Source organism: Halopseudomonas sp. SMJS2, from assembly GCF_029866945.1.
Lineage (GTDB): Bacteria > Pseudomonadota > Gammaproteobacteria > Pseudomonadales > Pseudomonadaceae > Halopseudomonas > Halopseudomonas bauzanensis.
Genome location: NZ_CP123445.1, coordinates 461,248 through 480,012, shown reverse-complemented (window position 1 = coordinate 480,012; position 18,765 = coordinate 461,248). Strand labels below are relative to the sequence as shown.

Annotated in this window: 15 protein-coding genes and 1 pseudogene; 10 read left to right on the top strand and 6 right to left on the bottom strand. The window is 61.0% G+C overall.

Translation table 11 applies throughout. From position 1 onward, the window contains the following. Positions 1–108: 108 nt before the first annotated feature. From QAO71_RS02310 to QAO71_RS02300, 3 genes are all read left to right on the top strand, one after another. Positions 109–1,644: a bifunctional aminoglycoside phosphotransferase/ATP-binding protein gene (locus tag QAO71_RS02310; protein ID WP_074779294.1), complete on the top strand. Its 1,536-nt coding sequence runs from the start codon at positions 109–111 to the stop codon at positions 1,642–1,644. Between the two features lie 169 nt (positions 1,645–1,813). Further along, the gene (locus tag QAO71_RS02305; protein WP_036993081.1) at positions 1,814–2,077 is read left to right on the top strand and encodes a TfoX/Sxy family protein; all 264 of its coding nucleotides are present in this window, start codon (positions 1,814–1,816) and stop codon (positions 2,075–2,077) included. A gap of 123 nt (positions 2,078–2,200) precedes the next feature. Next, positions 2,201–2,998 carry a cyclic nucleotide-binding domain-containing protein gene (locus QAO71_RS02300; RefSeq protein WP_036993083.1) on the top strand — a complete coding sequence of 266 codons (798 nt, stop codon included), beginning with the start codon at positions 2,201–2,203 and terminating at the stop codon, positions 2,996–2,998. A 218-nt stretch (positions 2,999–3,216) separates the two neighbouring features. Here the strand turns inward: QAO71_RS02300 and QAO71_RS02295 are convergent, their stop codons facing one another. From QAO71_RS02295 to QAO71_RS02280, 4 genes and pseudogenes are all read right to left on the bottom strand, one after another. Continuing rightward, positions 3,217–4,650 carry an efflux transporter outer membrane subunit gene (locus QAO71_RS02295; RefSeq protein WP_280165140.1) on the bottom strand — a complete coding sequence of 478 codons (1,434 nt, stop codon included), beginning with the start codon at positions 4,648–4,650 and terminating at the stop codon, positions 3,217–3,219. Then, positions 4,647–7,777, bottom strand: a pseudogene (locus QAO71_RS02290) (efflux RND transporter permease subunit). The gene QAO71_RS02295 and the pseudogene QAO71_RS02290 overlap by 4 nt, the downstream one beginning before the upstream one ends. Positions 7,778–7,783: 6 nt before the next feature. Next, positions 7,784–8,926 carry an efflux RND transporter periplasmic adaptor subunit gene (locus QAO71_RS02285; protein ID WP_280165139.1) on the bottom strand — a complete coding sequence of 381 codons (1,143 nt, stop codon included), beginning with the start codon at positions 8,924–8,926 and terminating at the stop codon, positions 7,784–7,786. Between the two features lie 13 nt (positions 8,927–8,939). Then, entirely contained in the window at positions 8,940–9,086 is a 147-nt protein-coding gene (locus QAO71_RS02280; RefSeq protein WP_169304635.1) for a hypothetical protein, read from the bottom strand. A gap of 48 nt (positions 9,087–9,134) precedes the next feature. Between QAO71_RS02280 and QAO71_RS02275 the strand changes: the two genes are divergently transcribed. Together QAO71_RS02275 and QAO71_RS02270 are read left to right on the top strand one after the other, a co-directional pair. Next, positions 9,135–9,776, top strand: a complete 642-nt coding sequence (locus tag QAO71_RS02275) for a TetR family transcriptional regulator (protein WP_074779298.1) — start codon at positions 9,135–9,137, stop codon at positions 9,774–9,776. An 82-nt stretch (positions 9,777–9,858) separates the two neighbouring features. Further along, a complete protein-coding gene (locus QAO71_RS02270) occupies positions 9,859–10,209 on the top strand; it encodes a Rieske (2Fe-2S) protein (protein ID WP_036993094.1) in 351 nt (116 codons plus the stop codon). On the opposite strand, the gene sfsA is transcribed toward QAO71_RS02270, so the two are convergent. Next, positions 10,182–10,916 carry a DNA/RNA nuclease SfsA gene (gene sfsA / locus QAO71_RS02265; RefSeq protein WP_280165138.1) on the bottom strand — a complete coding sequence of 245 codons (735 nt, stop codon included), beginning with the start codon at positions 10,914–10,916 and terminating at the stop codon, positions 10,182–10,184. The genes QAO71_RS02270 and sfsA overlap by 28 nt on opposite strands. Beyond that, a complete protein-coding gene (locus QAO71_RS02260) occupies positions 10,910–12,088 on the bottom strand; it encodes a pyridoxal phosphate-dependent aminotransferase (protein ID WP_280165137.1) in 1,179 nt (392 codons plus the stop codon). Before QAO71_RS02260 ends, sfsA begins: the two co-directional genes overlap by 7 nt. 239 nt (positions 12,089–12,327) lie before the next feature. Here QAO71_RS02260 and dksA point away from each other — a divergent pair, with 239 nt between their 5' ends. The 5 genes from dksA to QAO71_RS02235 all read left to right on the top strand — a co-directional run bounded on the left by dksA (position 12,328) and on the right by QAO71_RS02235 (position 18,287). Continuing rightward, positions 12,328–12,771: an RNA polymerase-binding protein DksA gene (gene dksA / locus QAO71_RS02255; protein ID WP_036993098.1), complete on the top strand. Its 444-nt coding sequence runs from the start codon at positions 12,328–12,330 to the stop codon at positions 12,769–12,771. A gap of 71 nt (positions 12,772–12,842) precedes the next feature. Next, positions 12,843–13,727 (top strand): tRNA glutamyl-Q(34) synthetase GluQRS, encoded by an 885-nt coding sequence (gluQRS, locus tag QAO71_RS02250; protein ID WP_280165136.1) that lies wholly within the window; start codon positions 12,843–12,845, stop codon positions 13,725–13,727. 3 nt (positions 13,728–13,730) lie between these two features. Beyond that, positions 13,731–13,907 (top strand): hypothetical protein, encoded by a 177-nt coding sequence (locus QAO71_RS02245; RefSeq protein ID WP_036993100.1) that lies wholly within the window; start codon positions 13,731–13,733, stop codon positions 13,905–13,907. Further along, the gene (locus QAO71_RS02240; protein WP_036993102.1) at positions 13,897–16,827 is read left to right on the top strand and encodes a sensor histidine kinase; all 2,931 of its coding nucleotides are present in this window, start codon (positions 13,897–13,899) and stop codon (positions 16,825–16,827) included. The genes QAO71_RS02245 and QAO71_RS02240 overlap by 11 nt, the downstream gene beginning before the upstream one ends. A gap of 47 nt (positions 16,828–16,874) precedes the next feature. Then, entirely contained in the window at positions 16,875–18,287 is a 1,413-nt protein-coding gene (locus QAO71_RS02235) for a sigma-54 dependent transcriptional regulator (RefSeq protein WP_280165135.1), read from the top strand. Positions 18,288–18,765 lie beyond the last annotated feature (478 nt).

Below are 18,765 nucleotides of genomic sequence, written 5' to 3'. Positions count from 1 at the left end.
TCCACGTCTCGCTTAGCCGCGCCCGCTCCAGCGAACGGCGGCGATGGTTGGCCTCGCTGCGACCAACCCGCATAATGCCCGCATTGCCAAGCCACTACAGGACCCAATGTGAGCCAGACACTGCTGACCGCCCTGCAAAACCCGGCCTTGTACGACCATCCGGTTACCGGTTTCACGCTGATGGAAACCCACATTTCCTGGGTAATTCTCACCGGCGACTTCGTTTACAAGATCAAGAAACCGGTCAATTTCGGTTTCCTCGATTATTCCACCCTCGATAAGCGCGCGCATTTCTGCGCTGAAGAGCTGCGCTTGAACCGGCGCCTCGCCCCGGAACTCTACCTGGACGTCGTTGCCGTCCGGGGCAGCGAAGCTGCACCCCGCCTCGATGGTGACGGCCCGATCATTGAATACATGGTCAAGACCCGTCAGTTTCGCCAGCAGGACCTGCTCGGGAATATGCAGCGTGCCGGTGAGCTGGCTCCATCGCACATCGACTCCCTGGCGACGACGCTCGCCACCTTCCATGGGCAGATCGAGCACGCGCCCCTGGAGTCTGCCTGGGGTCAGCCGGATCAGGTGCATGCCCCGGTGGCCCAGAATTTCGAGCAGATCCGGCCATTATTGAGCGAACCGGCCGATCTGGCGCAACTCGAACAACTGGAACAATGGGCGCATACTACCTTCCAACGGCTGATTCCCCAACTGGCACAACGCAAGGCCGACGGCATGATTCGCGAGTGTCACGGCGACATCTACCTGGACAACGTCACTATATTCGCCGGACAAGTGACCCTCTTCGACTGCATAGAGTTCAATGACGCCTTCCGCTGGACCGATGTCATGGCCGACGTCGCCTTCATGGCCATGGATCTGGAAGACCGTGGCCTAGCCGAGCTGTCCCAGCGCTTCGTCAACGGCTGGCTGGAACACACCGGTGATTATGCCGGCCTCCCCGTGCTCAGTTATTACAAGGCCTACCGCGCCATGGTACGGGCCAAGGTGGCATTGCTGGGCCTCAACCCCGACCTCAGCGACCAGCAGCGCGCCGACGTCATGGCGCGCTACCGGAGTTATACCGCCCTGGCCGAAAGCTACACCGAAATCCCACGCCGCTTCGGGTTGCTCACCCACGGTCTGTCCGGCTCCGGCAAAAGTACCTTGAGTCAGCAGTTGGTCAGCCGTCTCGGTGTGATCCGCGTGCGCTCCGATGTCGAACGCAAGCGGCTGTTCGGCAGCGACCGCTCCGATACGGACCTGTACTCCACCGAGTTGGGCCAGCAAACCTACACCCGTCTGGCCCAGCTGGCTGCGCAGATCCTGGCAGCAGGCTATTCGGTGGTGGTCGACGCCACGCATCTGCAGCGGGCACAGCGCCAGCAGGTGCGCCAGGCAATCGAGGAACAGGGCGCGCCCTGCCTGATCCTGCATTGCCAGGCATCGCTGGATACCATCGAGATCTGGCTGAACGAACGGCAGCGCAAGGGTGGCGATCCGTCCGATGCCGACATTCATGTCGTGCGCCAGCAGCTGCAACAACTGGAAGCACTGGAGGAAGACGAGCTGCAGATTACCCTGACCGTCAATACCGAACAGCGCGACAGCATCGATCAGCTCACAGAACAGCTCCGCGCTCGCATATGACCCTGACGCCGGCTGTACGGATCAGCTGGCGCCCACTACACTGATTTTCGGGAACCAATAAAAAGAAGCCCGAAGCCATGCCAGAAACCAGACCGATGCCGGCCACACCAGCCGGCACCCGTATTGTGCTCATCATGCCCTCCGCGTCCCGGCGTATCGGGAGGTGGTCATGACCGATAATGAACTTCTCAGCTTGCGCAACCTGGGCAAAACCTCCGTTCAATGGTTGCGCGCCACCGGTATCCACACTACCGAGGAGCTACGCCGGCGTGGCCCGGTCGCCGCCTATTGCGCGGTCCGCTCGCGCGGCTTCGGCGCCTCCAGGACATTGCTGTTCGCCATCGCCGGCGCCCTGCAGGATGTGCACTGGAACCAGCTCGACCCCACCTATAAACAACAGTTGTTGCAACAACTGGAAGAGCAGCAGAAGTGATAGCCACGCGAGGATCAGCCAACCGCCGAATTTGCCAACGGCTGCGCGTTTTCCATTGGCAGAAGCAAAAGGAATTGCAGTATGGTAACGACAATTCAGGACTCGCGAAAAAAGGAATTAGTCATGTACCTCATCGGCGACCAGCCCCCCTATGCAGAAAAGCTGATCAGCACGCTGCAACGCATCCCGGCACAGCTGCTCGACGGGCTTGCCCCCTGCGCTGCGCCGATTCGTCTGGGCGCGATCGATGACCTCTACAGCCATGTAGGCAGCAAGAACCTGTACCTGTTGAAAAGCGGCCTGCTGCACGCCCTGATCGATGGCAAGCCGTTGTTCTATATCCAGGAAGGCGATCTCATCGGATTGCGTCAGGGGCTCAATACCGCACCCTGCGTCTACATGAGCGAAGAGCCGCTGGAACTGGTGCCCTATGATCGCGAAGCGCTGTTTCGTCACATCCACGCCAGCAATACCCGCCAGGAACAGTTTACCCAGTACATTCTCGGCCAGGCCGCATTGATGTCCGACGCGCTCGCGCGTAGCAAGCCGCTGGAAGTACGACCGGTCACCGGCTTCCAGCACTTCGCTCCGGGCGATGAACTGATCCGCCAGGGCGATGAGGCCGGCCATGTGTTCATCATCACCGAAGGGCATGCCGAGGCGTTTGTCGAGGGGATCAAGGTAGGTGATGTGCAGCAGGACGAGATATTCGGCGCGATGGCGCTGTTCACCCGGGAGAAACGCTCAGCGACGGTTATCGCCAGTGCGCCGACCACGGTGATGATGATTCCCAAGGAGCAATTTCTGGCGTTGATGCAGAGCAATCCGCGCATCGCCCATAGCCTGATTGAAAGCATGGCGCGACGGATCGACCTGATGAACCGGGAACTGACCTACTACAAACAGCTGGCAGTGAATTAAATTTAGTCAATTTGCTTGACATGCAAATGATAACGATTATTATTAACCACAAGTCGCCGCAAGGTGGCTTGGATAACAGAACGTCGTGAGACGGACGGTTATCTCCTCATCAGGCTAATCACGGATTTAGGCCCGCTCTCTGAGCGGGCCCTTTTTTTGCCTGTCAGCCTGCCACTGCGCATCAGACCGCAACCGCCGGCCTGATGCGAGACGGCCGGTCAGGCCTCCGGCACCGCCGAAGCCGCTGCCGTATCACCCACCTGCCAACCACCGCCCAGCGCCTTGAACAGATTGACTTCGCTGATCAGCTGATTGCGTCGATCATTCACCAACTGCTGCTGAGCCATCAGCAATTGCCGCTGCGCATCGAGCAAAATAAGGTGACTGTCCACTCCGGTCCGGTAGCGCTGCTCGGCTATCTGGTAATAGCTTTCGCTGACTTCCAGCAGATTGCGCTGCGCCTGTACCTGGTCGGCATAGGTCTCGTGGGCCGCCAAACCATCCGCGACGTCGCGGAACGCGTCCTGGATCGTCTGTTCGTATTGGGCGACGCGAATATCCCGGGAGATTTCCGAGTAGTCCAGATTCGCCCGCAGCCGTCCGGCATTGAAGATCGGAACGCTGATGCTGGGCATGAAATTCCAGTAGCCCGTACCACCGTCAAATAGCTCCGACAGGTCATTGCTCGCGCTGCCCGCCGCGCCGGTCAACCGGATGCTCGGGAAGAAAGCCGCCCGCGCCGCGCCGATACTGGCATTGGCAGCGCGCAACTGGTGCTCGGCGGCAATCACGTCGGGGCGCATGAACAGCAGCTCGGACGGCAAGCCGACCGGCAGATCGGCCAGCAGCTCCATATCCAGCCCGCCCATCTCCACGTCTTCCAGCGGTATGCTTTGGCCCAGCAGCTGGGTCAGGGCATTGCGATCCTGCGCCACCAGTCGGCGATATTGCGCCAATGCCGAGCGCGCGGTTTCCACCGCTGTACGCGCCTGGGTCAATTCCAGCGTCGAGGCCACACCGACATCATAGCTGCGCTGCACCAGCGCCAGACTGTCTTCATAAGCCTTCAGCGTCTGCGCGGTAACGGCGAGCAGTTCGCGGTCTGCCTGCCAGGTCATATAGCTGTTGGCGACGCTGGCGATCAGGCTGATCCGCACACTGCGTTGGGTCGCTTCGCTAGCCAGGAACTCTTCCAACGCCTGTTCGCTCAGGCTGTCGAGGCGGCCAAACAGATCCAGCTCCCAGGCTACGCCCAAGGTCGCGGAATACTGGCCACCCGTGGTCGCCTCACCGGTCGGGCTCAGCCCTTCGGGGGTGCGCGTGCGGTTGCCGCTGCCATCGGCAGTGATATCCGGAAACAGCGCGGCGCGCTGGATACCATACAGCGCCTGGTAGGCTTCCACATTCAACGCGGCGATGCGCAGATCACGGTTGTTTTCCAGCGCAATACCGACCAGGCGCTGCAGCGCTGGGTCGCGGAAGAAGTCCCGCCAGCCCAGCTCCATCGCCTGGGTTTCCGAGTTCAGCGGGCCATAGGCTTCACCGGTCGGCCAGACATCGGCCACCGGCGATGCCGGGCGCTCATAATCGGGAATCATCGAGCAACCGCTCAAGACTCCCAGCACAGCCAGACACATCAATGAACGTTTCACTGTGCTTCCTCCTTATTGTCGTAACTGATCTTGCGCGAGAACAGCGAAGATACCATTACGTAGAATAACGGTACCCAGAAGATCACCAGCACGGTGGCCGTGAGCATGCCGCCGATCACACCGGTACCAATGGCATGCGAACTACCGGCGCCAGCGCCACTGGCGAGCGCCAGCGGGACCACGCCCAGGGTGAAGGCCAGCGAGGTCATGATGATCGGCCGCAGACGCATGCGACAGGCCTGGATTGCGGCATCGACCCGGGACATGCCCTGCTCGTGCAGGTCCTTGGCGAATTCGACGATCAGAATCGCGTTCTTCGCCGTCAACCCGATGGTCGTCAGCAGACCAACCTGGAAGAACACGTCGTTGGACAGGCCGCGGCCCATGGTCGTCAACAGCGCACCGATCACACCCAGCGGTACCACCAGCATCACCGCAAACGGAATCGACCAGCTTTCATACAACGCCGCCAGACACAGGAACACGACCAGCAGCGACAACGCGTACAACGCTGGCGCCTGGTCGCCGGACAGGCGCTCCTCGTAGGACAGCCCGGTCCAGTCCACACCGATACCGGCTGGCAGTTGCTGGGCCAGGCGCTCGATTTCCGCCATTGCATGCCCGGTACTGTAGCCCGGCGCAGCCTCGCCCTGAATCTCCATGGCCAGTACACCGTTGTAACGGGCCAGTTTCGGCGGACCGTAAACCCACTCGCCGGAGGCGAAGGCACTGAACGGCACCATTTCGCCCTGGTTGTTACGTACGAACCATTTGTCCATATCCTCGGGGTTCATCCGCGCATCGGCTTCGGCTTGCAGGTAAACCCGCTTGACCCGGCCTCGATCGATGAAGTCGTTGACATAGCTCGACCCCCAGGCGATCGACTGGGTGCTGTTGACATCGCTGAGCGCGACCCCCAGCACCTGGGCTTTCTCATCATCAATGATCAGGCGGTATTGCGGCTCGTCATTCAGGCCATTGGGGCGCACGCCAGTCAGCACTTCGCTCTGTGCGGCCATGCCCAACAACTGATTGCGCGCTTGCATCAGCGCTTCGTGCCCCACGCCTGCATTGTCCTGCAGGAAGAAGTTGAACCCGGTGGCGTTACCCAGCGCCATGACTGCCGGCGGGGCAAAAGCCATGACCGCCGCGTCACGGAAGCCGGCAAAATGCTGCTCGGTCCGCTCGACCAGGTCGAAGACGCTCATACCTGCCTCGCTGCGCTCGCCCCACGGCTTGAGACCAACGAAAGCAATGGCCGCGTTCTGGCCACGGCCAGCAAAGCTGAAACCGGTCACCGTGAACACCGACTGGACGATATCGCTTTCCTCGGTTAGCAGCTTCTCACGCATGCCGTCCACGGTCTGCTGGGTACGCTCCATGGTCGAGCCGCCGGCCCCAGAACCTGAACGTACATCACCCCTTGATCCTCATCCGGCAAGAAGGAGCTCGGCAGTTTGCCAAACAGCATGACCATAGCGCCGACGATCACCACGTACAGCAGCAGATACGGTGCCTTGCGCTTGAGAACCGCTGCCACCCCTTTTTCATAGCGGTTGACACCACGCTCGAAGGTGCGGTTGAACCACCCGAAGAAACCGCGCTTCTCGTGCTTATGCCCTTTGGGAATCGGCTTGAGAATGGTGGCGCACAGGGCCGGCGTGAAAATCAGCGCCACCAGTACCGACAAGGTCATGGCCGAGGCGATGGTGATGGCGAACTGGCGATAGATCACACCGGTGGAACCACCGAAGAAGGCCATCGGCACAAATACCGCGGACAGTACCAGGCCGATACCGATCAGCGCACCCTGGATCTGATCCATGGATTTACGCGTCGCCTCCACCGGCGGCAGGCCATCCTCGGCCATTACCCGCTCGACGTTCTCCACCACCACGATGGCATCATCCACCAACAAGCCAATAGCCAGCACCATGGCGAACATGGTCAGGATGTTGATACTGAATCCGAACGCCGAGAGCACGCCGAAGGTACCCAGCAGTACCACCGGTACAGCCAGCGTCGGAATCAGCGTGGCACGGAAGTTCTGCAGGAACAGGTACATCACCAGGAAAACCAGCACGATGGCTTCCATCAGGGTGTGCACCACCCCGGTGATGGATTCGGATACCACCGGAGCAGTCTCGAACGGATACACCACTTCCACACCCTGCGGGAAATAGGGCCGCAAGTCGGCGATGGTCTGCTTGACCGCCTCAGTGGTATCCAGCGCATTGGCGCCGGTAGCCAGCTGGATCGCCATGCCGGTGGCCGGCTGGCCGTTGTACAGCGCCCGGAAAGCGGAATTCTGCGCGCCGAGCTCGACCCGCGCCACGTCACCCAGACGCACCTGCGAGCCGTTGTTGTCCACCTTCATCAGGATGTTGCGGAACTGCTCAGGTGTCTCGAAACGGGTCTTGCCGATGATGGTCGCATTGAGCTGCTGACCAGGCACGGCAGGCGCACCGCCCAGCTGGCCACCGGATACCTGCACGTTCTGCGCCGAAATGGCGTTGCGCACGTCGATCGGCGTAAGCTGGAACTTGTTCAGTTTGGCCGGATCCAGCCAGATCCGCATGGAGTAGGCCGAACCGAATACCTGGAAATCGCCCACCCCGCTGGTACGGGAGATCGGGTCCTGGATAGTGGAAATGATGAAGTCGGACAGGTCCTCGTTGCTCATGCTGTCGTCAGCTGAGATCAGACCGACAACCATCAGGAAGTTGGAGGAAGCCTTGGTCACCCGGATACCCTGCTGCTGCACTTCCTGCGGCAGCATCGGCGTGGCCAGCTGCAGCTTGTTCTGCACCTGCACCTGAGCGATATCCGGATCAACGCCCTGGTCGAAGGTCACAGTGATCCGCATGCTGCCGTCGGAGCCACTTTCTGACCTCATGTAGCGCAGACCGTCGATGCCGTTCATCTGCTGCTCGATGACCTGCGCGACGGTGTCCTGCACGGTCTGGGCCGAGGCACCGGGGTAGTTGACCGCGATGTTGATCGCCGGCGGCGCGATGCTGGGGTACTGGTTGACCGGCAGGCCGAGAACGGCCAACCCGCCCATCAGCATCACCAGGATGGCCAGCACCCAGGCAAAGATCGGGCGATCGATGAAATAGTGTGGCATGGGGGCTTATCCTTCCTGTTCGGCAGTATTGGCCGCACCGGCATTATCGACATTGGCCGCCGGTACCGGCTCAACCTGCATGCCCGGTTGCACCATGTGCAGTCCTTCGGTGATCAGCCGATCACCCACATTCAATCCCTCGCTGACCAGCCAACGATTGCCGACGGTACGTTCGGTCTGGATGATGCGCTGCTCGACCTTGTTGTCATCCGTGACCAGCATCGCCACCGCTAGCCCGCGCGGATTGCGGGTCACACCCTGCTGCGGCGCCAGGATCGCGTCGCTGCGCGAGCCGGCAACCAGTTGCGCATGCACGAACATGCCGGGCAGCAGAATCCGGTCAGGGTTGGGGAATACGGCGCGCAGGGTCACCGAGCCGGTGCTCGAATCAACGGACACCTCGGAGAACTCCAGGCGGCCTTCATGTTCGTACTCGGAACCGTCTTCCAGCTGCAGGGTGACCTTGGCGGCGTTGTCGCCCGCGCGCTGCAACCGACCGGCATCCAGATCCCGGCGCAATGCCAGCAGATCACGCGACGGCTGGGTCACGTCGACATAGATCGGGTCCAGTTGCTGGATGGTGGCCATCGCCTGTGCCTGACCACTGCTCACCAGAGCCCCTTCGGTCACCGCAGACCGGCCGATGCGCCCGGAAATCGGCGCCAGCACGCGGGTGTAGCGCAAATCGATCTTGGCCCGCTCCAGCGCCGCCTCCGCTTGCAGCCGAGCCGCCCGCGCCTCGTCGTAGGCCTGCTGGCTGACCGCGCGATCCTTGACCAGAATCTCATAGCGGTCGGCCAGGGTGCCGGCGGACAACCGCGTGGCCTCGGCACTTTTCAGAGCAGCCTCGTAGACCGACGCATCGATCTGGTACAACTGCGCGCCGGCCTTGACCTCGGAGCCTTCTTCGAACAGACGCTTCTGGATGATGCCATTGACCTGGGGCCGCACTTCCGCCACCCGGAAGGCCTTGGTACGCCCCGGCAGCTCAGTGGTCAGCAGAAAGTCCTGCGCACTGATGGTAACCACGCCCACCTGGGGGATCTTGGGCGCCTGTGCAGTGGGTTCAGCCGAATCACCGCAGGCACTGAGCAGCGCCGTTACCGTGAACAAGGGGATCAGGGCAGCGCGAACTGACTTGACAGGCATGGGCGGGGCACCTCTACGGAACAATGGGATCAATAGAAAAGACGATGACTGAACAAGAAACCGACTCATTTGAATAACGCACAATAATACTTACATCCACGAATGTTTGTAAGTTGTTTTCACATTGGCTAACATCTTCGCGCTTGCCGGCTTTGCGCATCAGCGGACCTCCCTTGTCAAGCATATTTCCAGTTATTCAGAGGGCTAAATGGCCAGACGCACCAAGCAGGAAGCCCAGGAAACACGTACGCAGATCATCGATGCGGCAGAGCTGTGCTTCTTCAAAAAAGGGGTTTCGCACACCTCACTGGCCGAGATAGCCAAGACTGCCGGAGTGACCCGCGGCGCCATCTACTGGCACTTCGAAAACAAAGGCGAAGTGCTGGATGCACTGTTGCTGCGCGCAAAAACGCCCATCCAGCACCTGGATGAAGCCAGCCGGGCCGATGATGAACCCGATCCGCTGGGGCGTCTGCAGACCATGGTAGCGGAAGTGTTCCGCCAGGCCGAACGCGATCCCTCCACGCGACGCATCAACGAGATCATATTTCACAAGTGTGAATATACCGATCAAATGTGCGATCTGCGTGAACATATGCGCCAGCTGCGGTTGCAGTCCGACCTGAAACTGGAAACTGCGCTGCGCAATGCGATTTCGAAAGGACAGTTGCCGCCGCAACTGGATGTACTTATCGCCGCCCGCTGCCTGCATGCCTTTGTCGCCGGCATGCTTGATCTCTGGCTATTGCGCCCAGAGGATTTTTCTTTGAGCGAGCGCGCCGACCAGCTTGCCAGCGCGGTCATCGACATGCTGAAAAACGGCACCGCTTTGTCGGCTGGGTCAGCATAACCAGTCGACTGAATCCGCTTGCGCCCTGCCCTCTCTGCGCGCCAGCATCAGCGGCGCCCGGAAAATGCGCCTGGAGATAAAGATGTCGAATCAGCCAACCGACAAACTGCCTGTTGCACTATGCCAACTGGATGACCTCGCCGACCCCGGCAGTCAGGGTTTCGTGGTGCAGGGGCGGCGCATCTTTGCGGTGCGTCAGGGGCAGCGGGTATTTGCTTATCTCAACAGTTGCCCCCACCGGGGCATTCCCCTCGAATGGGTGCCGGACCAGTTTCTCGACAGCTCCGGACGCCTGATCCAGTGCGCCAGCCATGGCGCGCTATTCCTGCCCGAGACCGGGGAATGCGTCGCCGGCCCCTGCAGCGGCGACCGTCTATTGCCTCTGCCCTGCCGCATCGAAGAGGGTCAGGTCTGGCTGCTCCCCTCACCCTGAAGCAGCACCGGCAACTGCCCGGCCACCTCCAGCCCCGCCGGCGTCGGTATTATCGACCAGGCCAGCACCTGCACTCCGGCCGCCACAGCTTCACGCAACAATTGCCCGTACACCGGATCGATGTGATCGGCAGGTCGCACGCAGGCGATACCGCTGTGCATGACACAGAACAGCAGACAGGCTCGCTGCCCCGCCTGCGCCAACTGCGTCAGCTCCCGCAGATGCTTCTGGCCGCGCAGGCTGACCGCATCCGGGAACGCACCCACCCCACCACCCAGCGCCAGGGTCACACTCTTGACCTCCAGCACACAACTGCCCGGGGCGCCCTCGAGTAGAAAGTCGAAACGGCTGCCACCCGGCGTCAGGGTGACCTCACGGCGCACCACCGGATAACCCGTCAACGGCGCAATCAACCCGGCCGCCAGCGCGGCGGCAATGACGCTGTTGGCGCGGGCGCTGTGAATGCAGGCCAGCTCACCAGGAAGGGTTTCCACCAGTTCCCAGGTGCCGGGCAGCTTGCGCCCCGGCCGCTGCTCCAGTTTAACCCAGACTCGGCTACCCGGCTCACCGCAGTTCTTCATCGAACCGGTGTTCGGGCAATGCAGTGTCAGTTCGCGCCCGTCAGCCAGGCGGATATCGGCAAGAAACCGCTTGTAGCGCTGCACCAGCGTGCCGGCGACCAGTGCCGGCTCGTAAGGAATCAGCATCCCGGCCAGCGGTCCAGACCGCGAGCGATACGCTCCACTGCCTGTTCGAGGCGCTCCAGGGAGTTGGCATAGGCAAATCGCACATGTTCAGTGGCGCGGTGGTGGCCGAAGTCCAGCCCCGGGGTGATCGCCACATGCTCGGTTTCGATCAGGTGCTGACACAACCGCTGGCTGTCGGTAGTGAACGCCGTGGCATCGGCATACAAATAGAACGCGCCATCAGGCGTATGCGGAATGCCGAAGCCCAGTTCACGCAGCGCCGGCAACAGAAAGTCCCGACGCCGGTGGAAAGCGTCGCGGCGCGCTTCACAGATGGCCAGGCTCTCCTCGCTGAAAGCAGCCAGCGCCGCCCGCTGCGACAGATGTGGGGCGCAGATGTAGAGATTCTGCGCCAGTTTTTCCAGCTCAGGTACTGCGGCCTCGGGCGCAATCAACCAACCCAGACGCCAACCGGTCATGCCGAAATATTTGGAAAAACTATTCAACACCCAGGCATCCGGGGCCACCTCCAGCACCGAAGTGGCATCGCAGCCATAGGTCAAACCATGGTAGATCTCGTCGACAATCAGTTGTCCGCCCAGCCGTCGGGTAGTATCGGCCAGTGCCGTGAGCTGTGCGCGGCTCAGCACGCTACCGGAGGGGTTGGCCGGTGAGGCGCAGAGTACGGCGGCGCTAGCACTATCCCAGTGCTGCTCGACCAGCTCTGGCGTCAGCTGATAGCCGCTCTGCGCATCCGCCGGGATCAATGTCGCCTGGCCTTCGACCAGCCGCAGGAAATGCCGGTTGCACGGGTAGGCCGGGTCAGCCATCAGCACCTTGCTACCGGGGTTCACCAGCAGGGCGCTGATCAGCAGCAAGGCCCCCGAGCCACCGGGGGTGATCACCACGCGGCGCGGGTCCAGATCGATACCGTAGCGCTGTTGATAGGAACCCGCTACGGCCTCGCGCAATGCCGGCAGTCCCAGCGCTGGCGTGTACTCGGTAAAGCCTGCCGCCAGTGCGGCCTGGCCGGCACGTATGATGGGGTCGGGCGTACCGAAATCCGGCTCGCCGATTTCCATGTGAATGACGTCGCGCCCCTGCGCTTCCAGCGCCTTGGCCCGCTCCAGCACGGCCATGACATGGAAGGGTTCGATCTCCCCGATCCGCTGTGCCCAACGCTGCCCCACCATGATTTCCTCCGCTGCCACCGCAGACAAAAAACCGCCATGATACCTGTGGCGACGGATGCTCGGCCAACCAATTCCCAGCTATGCTGTCGAAGTAGAAATATCTTAAGTTGGCAAAAAGTAGCTTCGCAGATCGGGTTCTGGTAGTTTTGCCCGCTTGCAGGCCACAGGCTGCACCCCCGCCGGTCAGTAGTGGTGTCGACCTGGCACAGGATGATTGAGCTAAAAGTGAGGCTGTTCTCATGCCCAGCAATACCAAAGAAAAGAATGCATTGTTGATTCGCGGCTTCGTTCCCTATAAGGAAGAGAAAGGCGAGGAGTATATGAACGAGCGTCAGCTCGAGCATTTCGCCAACATCCTCAATGGCTGGAAACGCGAACTGATGGAAGAAGTGGATCGCACCGTATCCTATATGCAGGACGAGGCAGCCAACTTCCCCGACCCGGCCGACCGGGCCAGTCAGGAAGAGGAATTCAGCCTGGAACTGCGTACCCGCGATCGCGAACGCAAGCTGATCAAGAAGATCGATCAGACTCTGCAGCGCATCGAGGATGAAGACTACGGTTTCTGCGATTCCTGCGGTGTCGAAATCGGCATCCGCCGCCTCGAAGCCCGTCCCACGGCCACCCTTTGCATCGATTGCAAAACGCTGGCCGAAATCAAGGAAAAGCAGATCGGCGGCTGACCTGTCAGCGACCCGGTGGCAGACAGCACCCTGTCTGCCACAGTCCGATTCACTCGCAAGGCCCTGTCGCCATGCTCTCCCCGTATGTCGGGCGTTTCGCCCCCACCCCCAGCGGTTACCTGCATTTCGGCTCGCTGTTGGCTGCGGTCGCCAGCTATCTGGACGCACGTCAGCATCAAGGCCAGTGGTTGATCCGGATCGAGGATCTGGACACCCCGCGCAATCTGCCCGGCGCCAGCGAACATATCCTGCGCACCCTGGACGCTTACGGTCTGCACTGGGATGGCGAGATCACCTATCAGAGCGAGCGACTACCGCTGTATCAGCAGGTAATTGATCACTGGCTGGAAACCGGCCAGGCTTATCACTGCGACTGTTCACGCCGGACCCTTCTCCAGCATGGCGGTGCCTACCCGGGAACCTGTCGTGAGCGTCACCTGCCCGCTGCGCCTGATCATGCGGTACGGGTGCGAGTCGCCGATCAGCCGGTGGTATTCCGGGACCGCCTGCAGGGAGAGTTTCAGCAAACCGCCGATGGGTTGTCCGGTGATTTCATCATTCGCCGGCGCGATGGCATCATTGCCTACCAGTTGGCGGTGGTGGTTGATGATATCGCCCAGCGGGTGACTGATATCGTACGTGGCGCCGACCTGCTGGATTCCACGCCCCGCCAATTGTGGCTATACCAATTGCTGCAGCAACCAGCGCCGCGCTATCTGCATGTGCCCCTGGTGATGCGCGAGGACGGCGAGAAACTCAGCAAACGACTGGGCTCGACTCCGCTGGAGCCCAGGCTGGCGACCGCCACTCTGCACCGGGCGCTCACGGTACTGGCCCAGGAGCCGCCGCCAGAACTGGCCGACGCCCCGGTCGATGAACAACTCGCCTGGGCTGTGGCACACTGGCAACCGCAGAGACTACCGGCAAAACGGCAGATCCCGGAGCCAAGGACATAAACCATGTACATCTACCGCCTGGTATTGCTGCTGGTCATCGGCATCTACCTGTTCTCACCAGCCATCATGGACTGGTGGATCGAGCCTATGGGCGCCTGGTATCGCCCCTACGTCCTATGGCTCATTCTGATCATCGCCGGCATGCTGTTGCAGAGCCCAAGGGATACCGATGAGCTTTGAACTCAGCCTGCTGATCCTGCTCAGCGTCGCCTACCTGGTCATCCTGTTCAGCGTGGCCTGGGCCACCGAACGGGGATTGCTGCCAAGCGCCGTGGTCCGCCATCCAGCGATTTACACCCTGTCCATCGGTGTATACGCCAGCGCCTGGGCGTTCTACGGTACCGTTGGCCTGGCCTATCAGTACGGCTACGGCTTCCTCACCTATTATCTGGGTATCTGCGGCGCCTTCCTGCTGGCACCGGTGCTGCTCAACCCGATTCTGCGTATTACCCGCACCTACCAGCTGTCATCCCTCGCTGACCTGTTCGCCTTCCGCTTTCGCAGCACCTGGGCCGGCACCCTGACCACCATCTTCATGCTGTTGAGCATGCTGCCGCTACTGGCGCTGCAGATCCAGGCCGTCACCGACTCGGTGCAGATCCTAACCCACGATCCGCGCCAGCGGCCGGTGGCGCTGGGCTTCTGTCTGCTGATTGTGCTGTTCGCCATCCTGTTCGGCGCCCGGCATATCTCGGCACGGGAGAAACACGAAGGGCTGGTGATCGCCATCGCCTTCGAGTCGCTGGTCAAGCTGCTGTGTCTGTCCGCGGTCGGCCTGTACGCACTGTTCGTGGTGTTCGAGGGTCCTTCTGGCCTGGAGCTGTGGCTGAGCCACAACCAGGAAGCACTGAAAACCCTGCATAGCCCGCTGCAGGAAGGCCCCTGGCGCACCTTGCTGCTGGTGTTCTTCGCCGCGGCCATCGTCATGCCGCACATGTACCACATGGCCTTCACCGAGAACCTCAACCCCCGTGCCCTTAGCGCGGCCAGTTGGGGGTTGCCGCTGTTCCTGCTGCTGATGAGCCTGGCCATCCCGCCCATTCTCTGGGCCGGCCTCTACCTGCAGGTGCCCACCAGCGCCGAGTACTACACCCTCGGCCTGGGCGTCGCCGCTGGCGCCGACTGGCTGACCCTGGTCGCCTTCATCGGCGGGATCTCTGCCGCCAGCGGGCTGATCATCGTGGTTACCCTGGCGCTGTCCGGTATGGTGCTCAACCATCTGGTACTGCCGGTATACCAGCCAAGCGCCGATAACAACGTCAATATCTACCGCTGGTTGTTATGGACCCGGCGCAGCCTGATCGCCGCCATTATCATGGCCAGCTATGGCTTCTACCACCTGCTGGACTCGGACCAGCCGCTGACCAACCTGGGCATCACTTCCTTCGTCGCCACCGTGCAGTTTCTGCCCGGTGCGCTTTCGGTGCTGTACTGGCCGCAGGCCAACCATCGCGGCTTCATCTGTGGTTTGATCGCCGGCATGAGCATCTGGGCCTGCACCATGCTGCTGGTCATGGTCACCGGTATCGACACGCTGCACATTCTGGGTCTGCAGGTGACCCTGGATTCGGAGTCCTGGCATATCGCCGCGATCGCCTCGCTGACCGCCAACATTGTGGTATTCACCCTGGTCTCGCTGTTCACCCGGCGCTCGCCCGATGAGGTCAGTGCCGCCGAAGCCTGCCTGGTCGATAACGTCAGGCGCCCCCAGCGCATGGAACTGATTGCCAGGTCGCCCCAGGAATTCGCCCAGCAGATGGCCAAGCCGCTGGGTAACAAGGCCGCCCAGCAGGAAGTCGAGCAGGCTCTGCGCGATCTCAAACTGCCCTTCGATGAGCGCCGCCCCTACGCCCTGCGCCGCCTGCGTGACCGCCTGGAGGCCAACCTGTCAGGCCTGATGGGCCCGGCAGTGGCGCAGGAGATGATCGAGACCTTCCTGCCATTCAAGCTGGCGCGCAACGGCTACGTCACCGAAGACATCCACTTCATCGAAAACCGCCTGGAGGACTACCACTCGCGGCTGACCGGACTGGCCGCGGAACTGGATGCCCTGCGCCGCTACCATCGCCAGACCCTGCAGGATCTGCCCATGGGCGTATGCTCGCTGGCCGAGGACAATGAAGTATTGATGTGGAACCGGGCATTGCAGACACTCACCGGCATCAATGCCGAGAGCGTGATCGGCTCGCGCCTGGAGAACCTGCCGGCGCCCTGGAATGAACTGCTGGAGCGCTTTGTCAGCGATGAATCGGCGCACCTGCACAAGCAGAAGCTGGTCAACCGTGGTCAGACCCAGTGGCTTAACCTGCACAAGGCAGCGATTGACGAACCCGGTAATGCTCGCGGCGGCCTGGTCTTGCTGATCGAGGACCAGACCGAAACCCAGATGCTCGAGGAAGAGCTGATCCACTCCGAGCGCCTGGCCTCAATCGGCCGTCTGGCCGCTGGGGTGGCCCATGAAATCGGCAATCCAATCACCGGCATCGCCTGCCTGGCGCAAAACCTGCGCGAAGAGTCTGCCCAGGCCGAAACCCTGGAAGCAGCGGAGCAGATTATCGAGCAGACCCGCCGGGTATCGCGCATCGTGCAGTCCATGGTCAATTTCGCCCATGTCGGCAGCCGGCACAACAATGCCAACGATGAAGTCGATCTGGTCGCCTGCACCAACGAGGCCATTCACCTCCTGTCACTGAACCGCAAGGGCCCCGAGGTCAATTATGTTAACCTGTGCGATACCGCTCACCGGGTAGCCGGTGATAGCCAGCGTCTGGTACAGGTTCTGATCAACCTGCTAGGCAATGCCCGCGATGCCAGCCGCAGCGGTGACAGCGTCACCATCCACACCGCCGCGGATGAACACCAGATATTGCTGATGGTTGAGGACCAGGGCAGCGGCATCGAACATGAGCTCAAGGATCGGTTGTTCGAACCCTTTTTCACGACCAAGGAGCCAGGTGCAGGTACCGGACTCGGACTGGCGCTGGTGTACTCAATCATCGAAGAGCATTATGGTCAGATTACGGTAGACAGCCCCATCGATGATGTAACTCAGCGGGGAACCCGGTTCACCATTACGTTACCCCGCTATGGCGTCTTTTAGTTACGGCAGCGCCTGACTTCGTCGGACGCTGTCGCATAGAGGTAGATATGTCGCATATTCTGGTTGTTGAAGACGAACCCATCATTCGCACCGCACTGCGGCGGCTGCTGGAACGCCACCAATACCAGGTCAGTGAGGCTGGCGCTGTACATGAAGCCGTCGAGAACCACAATCTGGACGACTTCGCGCTGATCATCAGCGACCTGCGTCTGCCTGGCGAGCCCGGCACAGAACTGATTCGTCGCGCTCCCAATACCCCCGTATTGATCATGACCAGCTACGCCAGTCTGCGCTCGGCAGTGGACTCGATGAAACTCGGCGCCGTGGACTACATTGCCAAGCCCTTCGATCATGAAGAGATGTTGCAGGCCGTGGCCCGCATCATCGAAGCCAGCCAGCAATCGCGCGCCGCAGCGGGTGTCGCTGATCCGGCGCCAGCCGCCGATACCGCCAGCGACGATACCCAGTCCATGGGCATCATCGGTGCCAGCCCGGCGATGCTCACCCTGTTCAAGCGTATCCGCAAGGTCGCCCCGACCATGTCCACGGTGCTGATCCAGGGTGAATCCGGTACCGGCAAGGAACTGGTCGCCCGGGCCCTGCATGAAAACTCACCACGGGCCCGCGCCCCGATGATCTCGGTCAACTGCGCGGCGATTCCCGAGACCCTGATCGAATCCGAACTGTTCGGCCATGAAAAAGGTGCCTTCACCGGCGCAGTGGCCGGGCGTACCGGGCTGGTCGAAGCCGCGGACGGCGGCACCCTGTTTCTCGACGAAATCGGCGAATTGCCGCTGGAAGCCCAGGCCCGCCTGTTGCGGGTACTGCAGGAGAGCGAAATTCGCCGGGTCGGCTCCGTGCAGTCGCAGAAGGTCGATGTGCGCCTGGTCGCGGCCACCCACCGTGACCTCAAGACCCTGGCCCGCCAGGGCCTGTTCCGTGAAGACCTGTACTACCGCCTGAACGTCATCGAGCTGCGCCTGCCACCGCTGCGGGAGCGTGGTGACGATGTCATGCTGATCGCCGAGGCGTTACTCGCCCGGATCGGTCGCAACATGGGCACGCCCGCCCTGCATTTCAGCAAGGAGGCGACCAACTCCATCCGCCATTATCAGTGGCCCGGCAACGTGCGCGAACTGGAAAATGCCATCGAGCGGGCAGCCATTCTCTGCGACGAAGACGAGATTTCCACTGACTTGCTGGGCATCGAGCCAGACCTCGAGCAGGAACGCACCTCCCAGGCCACCAGCGCCCTGGAATCCATGCGCTCACCCAGCTCACAGAGCACCGAGCCGGCTGAAGACCTGTCGCTGGAGGATTATTTCCAGCATTTCGTGCTTGAGCATCAAGAGCACATGACCGAGACCGAACTGGCCAATAAGCTGGGCATCAGTCGCAAATGCCTGTGGGAACGGCGTCAGCGCCTGGGAATCCCACGCAAGAAAACCGCCAATTCCTGAATTTGCGACGGCCCTCCTCCATATGGAGGATTCCCCAACAGCTTGGCCAGTGCAAAGTGTTACCTGTTACCTTCGAGAAACTGTTACCCCTCACCCGCAAGGGGTAACACTTTAACGGGACATAAGGTAACGAATCCCTCCCCCACTCCCGTTTCACTTTTCACTGAAAAAGCTAACCACCTGTTTTTAAAGACATTTAAAAACATGGCACGGCAAATGCTTTATTACAGACACAACAAGAATAAAAACCAGGCAAGACCCCATAACAAAAACAAGATTCAGCTCCACACCTAACAAAAACAAAACGTGCGAGTGTAGCAAACTGATTTTTTTGGAGAATAGGAAGCACCGCTGGCGAACGTAATGTTCGATTGGAAACCGAGAAGAATAAAAGTTGCCTGAGCAACCGACCGGTACCGATGCCAAGCTTGGCCAAAGCAGCTTCCCGAGCATCCAAAGCAATCCGCTTGCTTTAGGC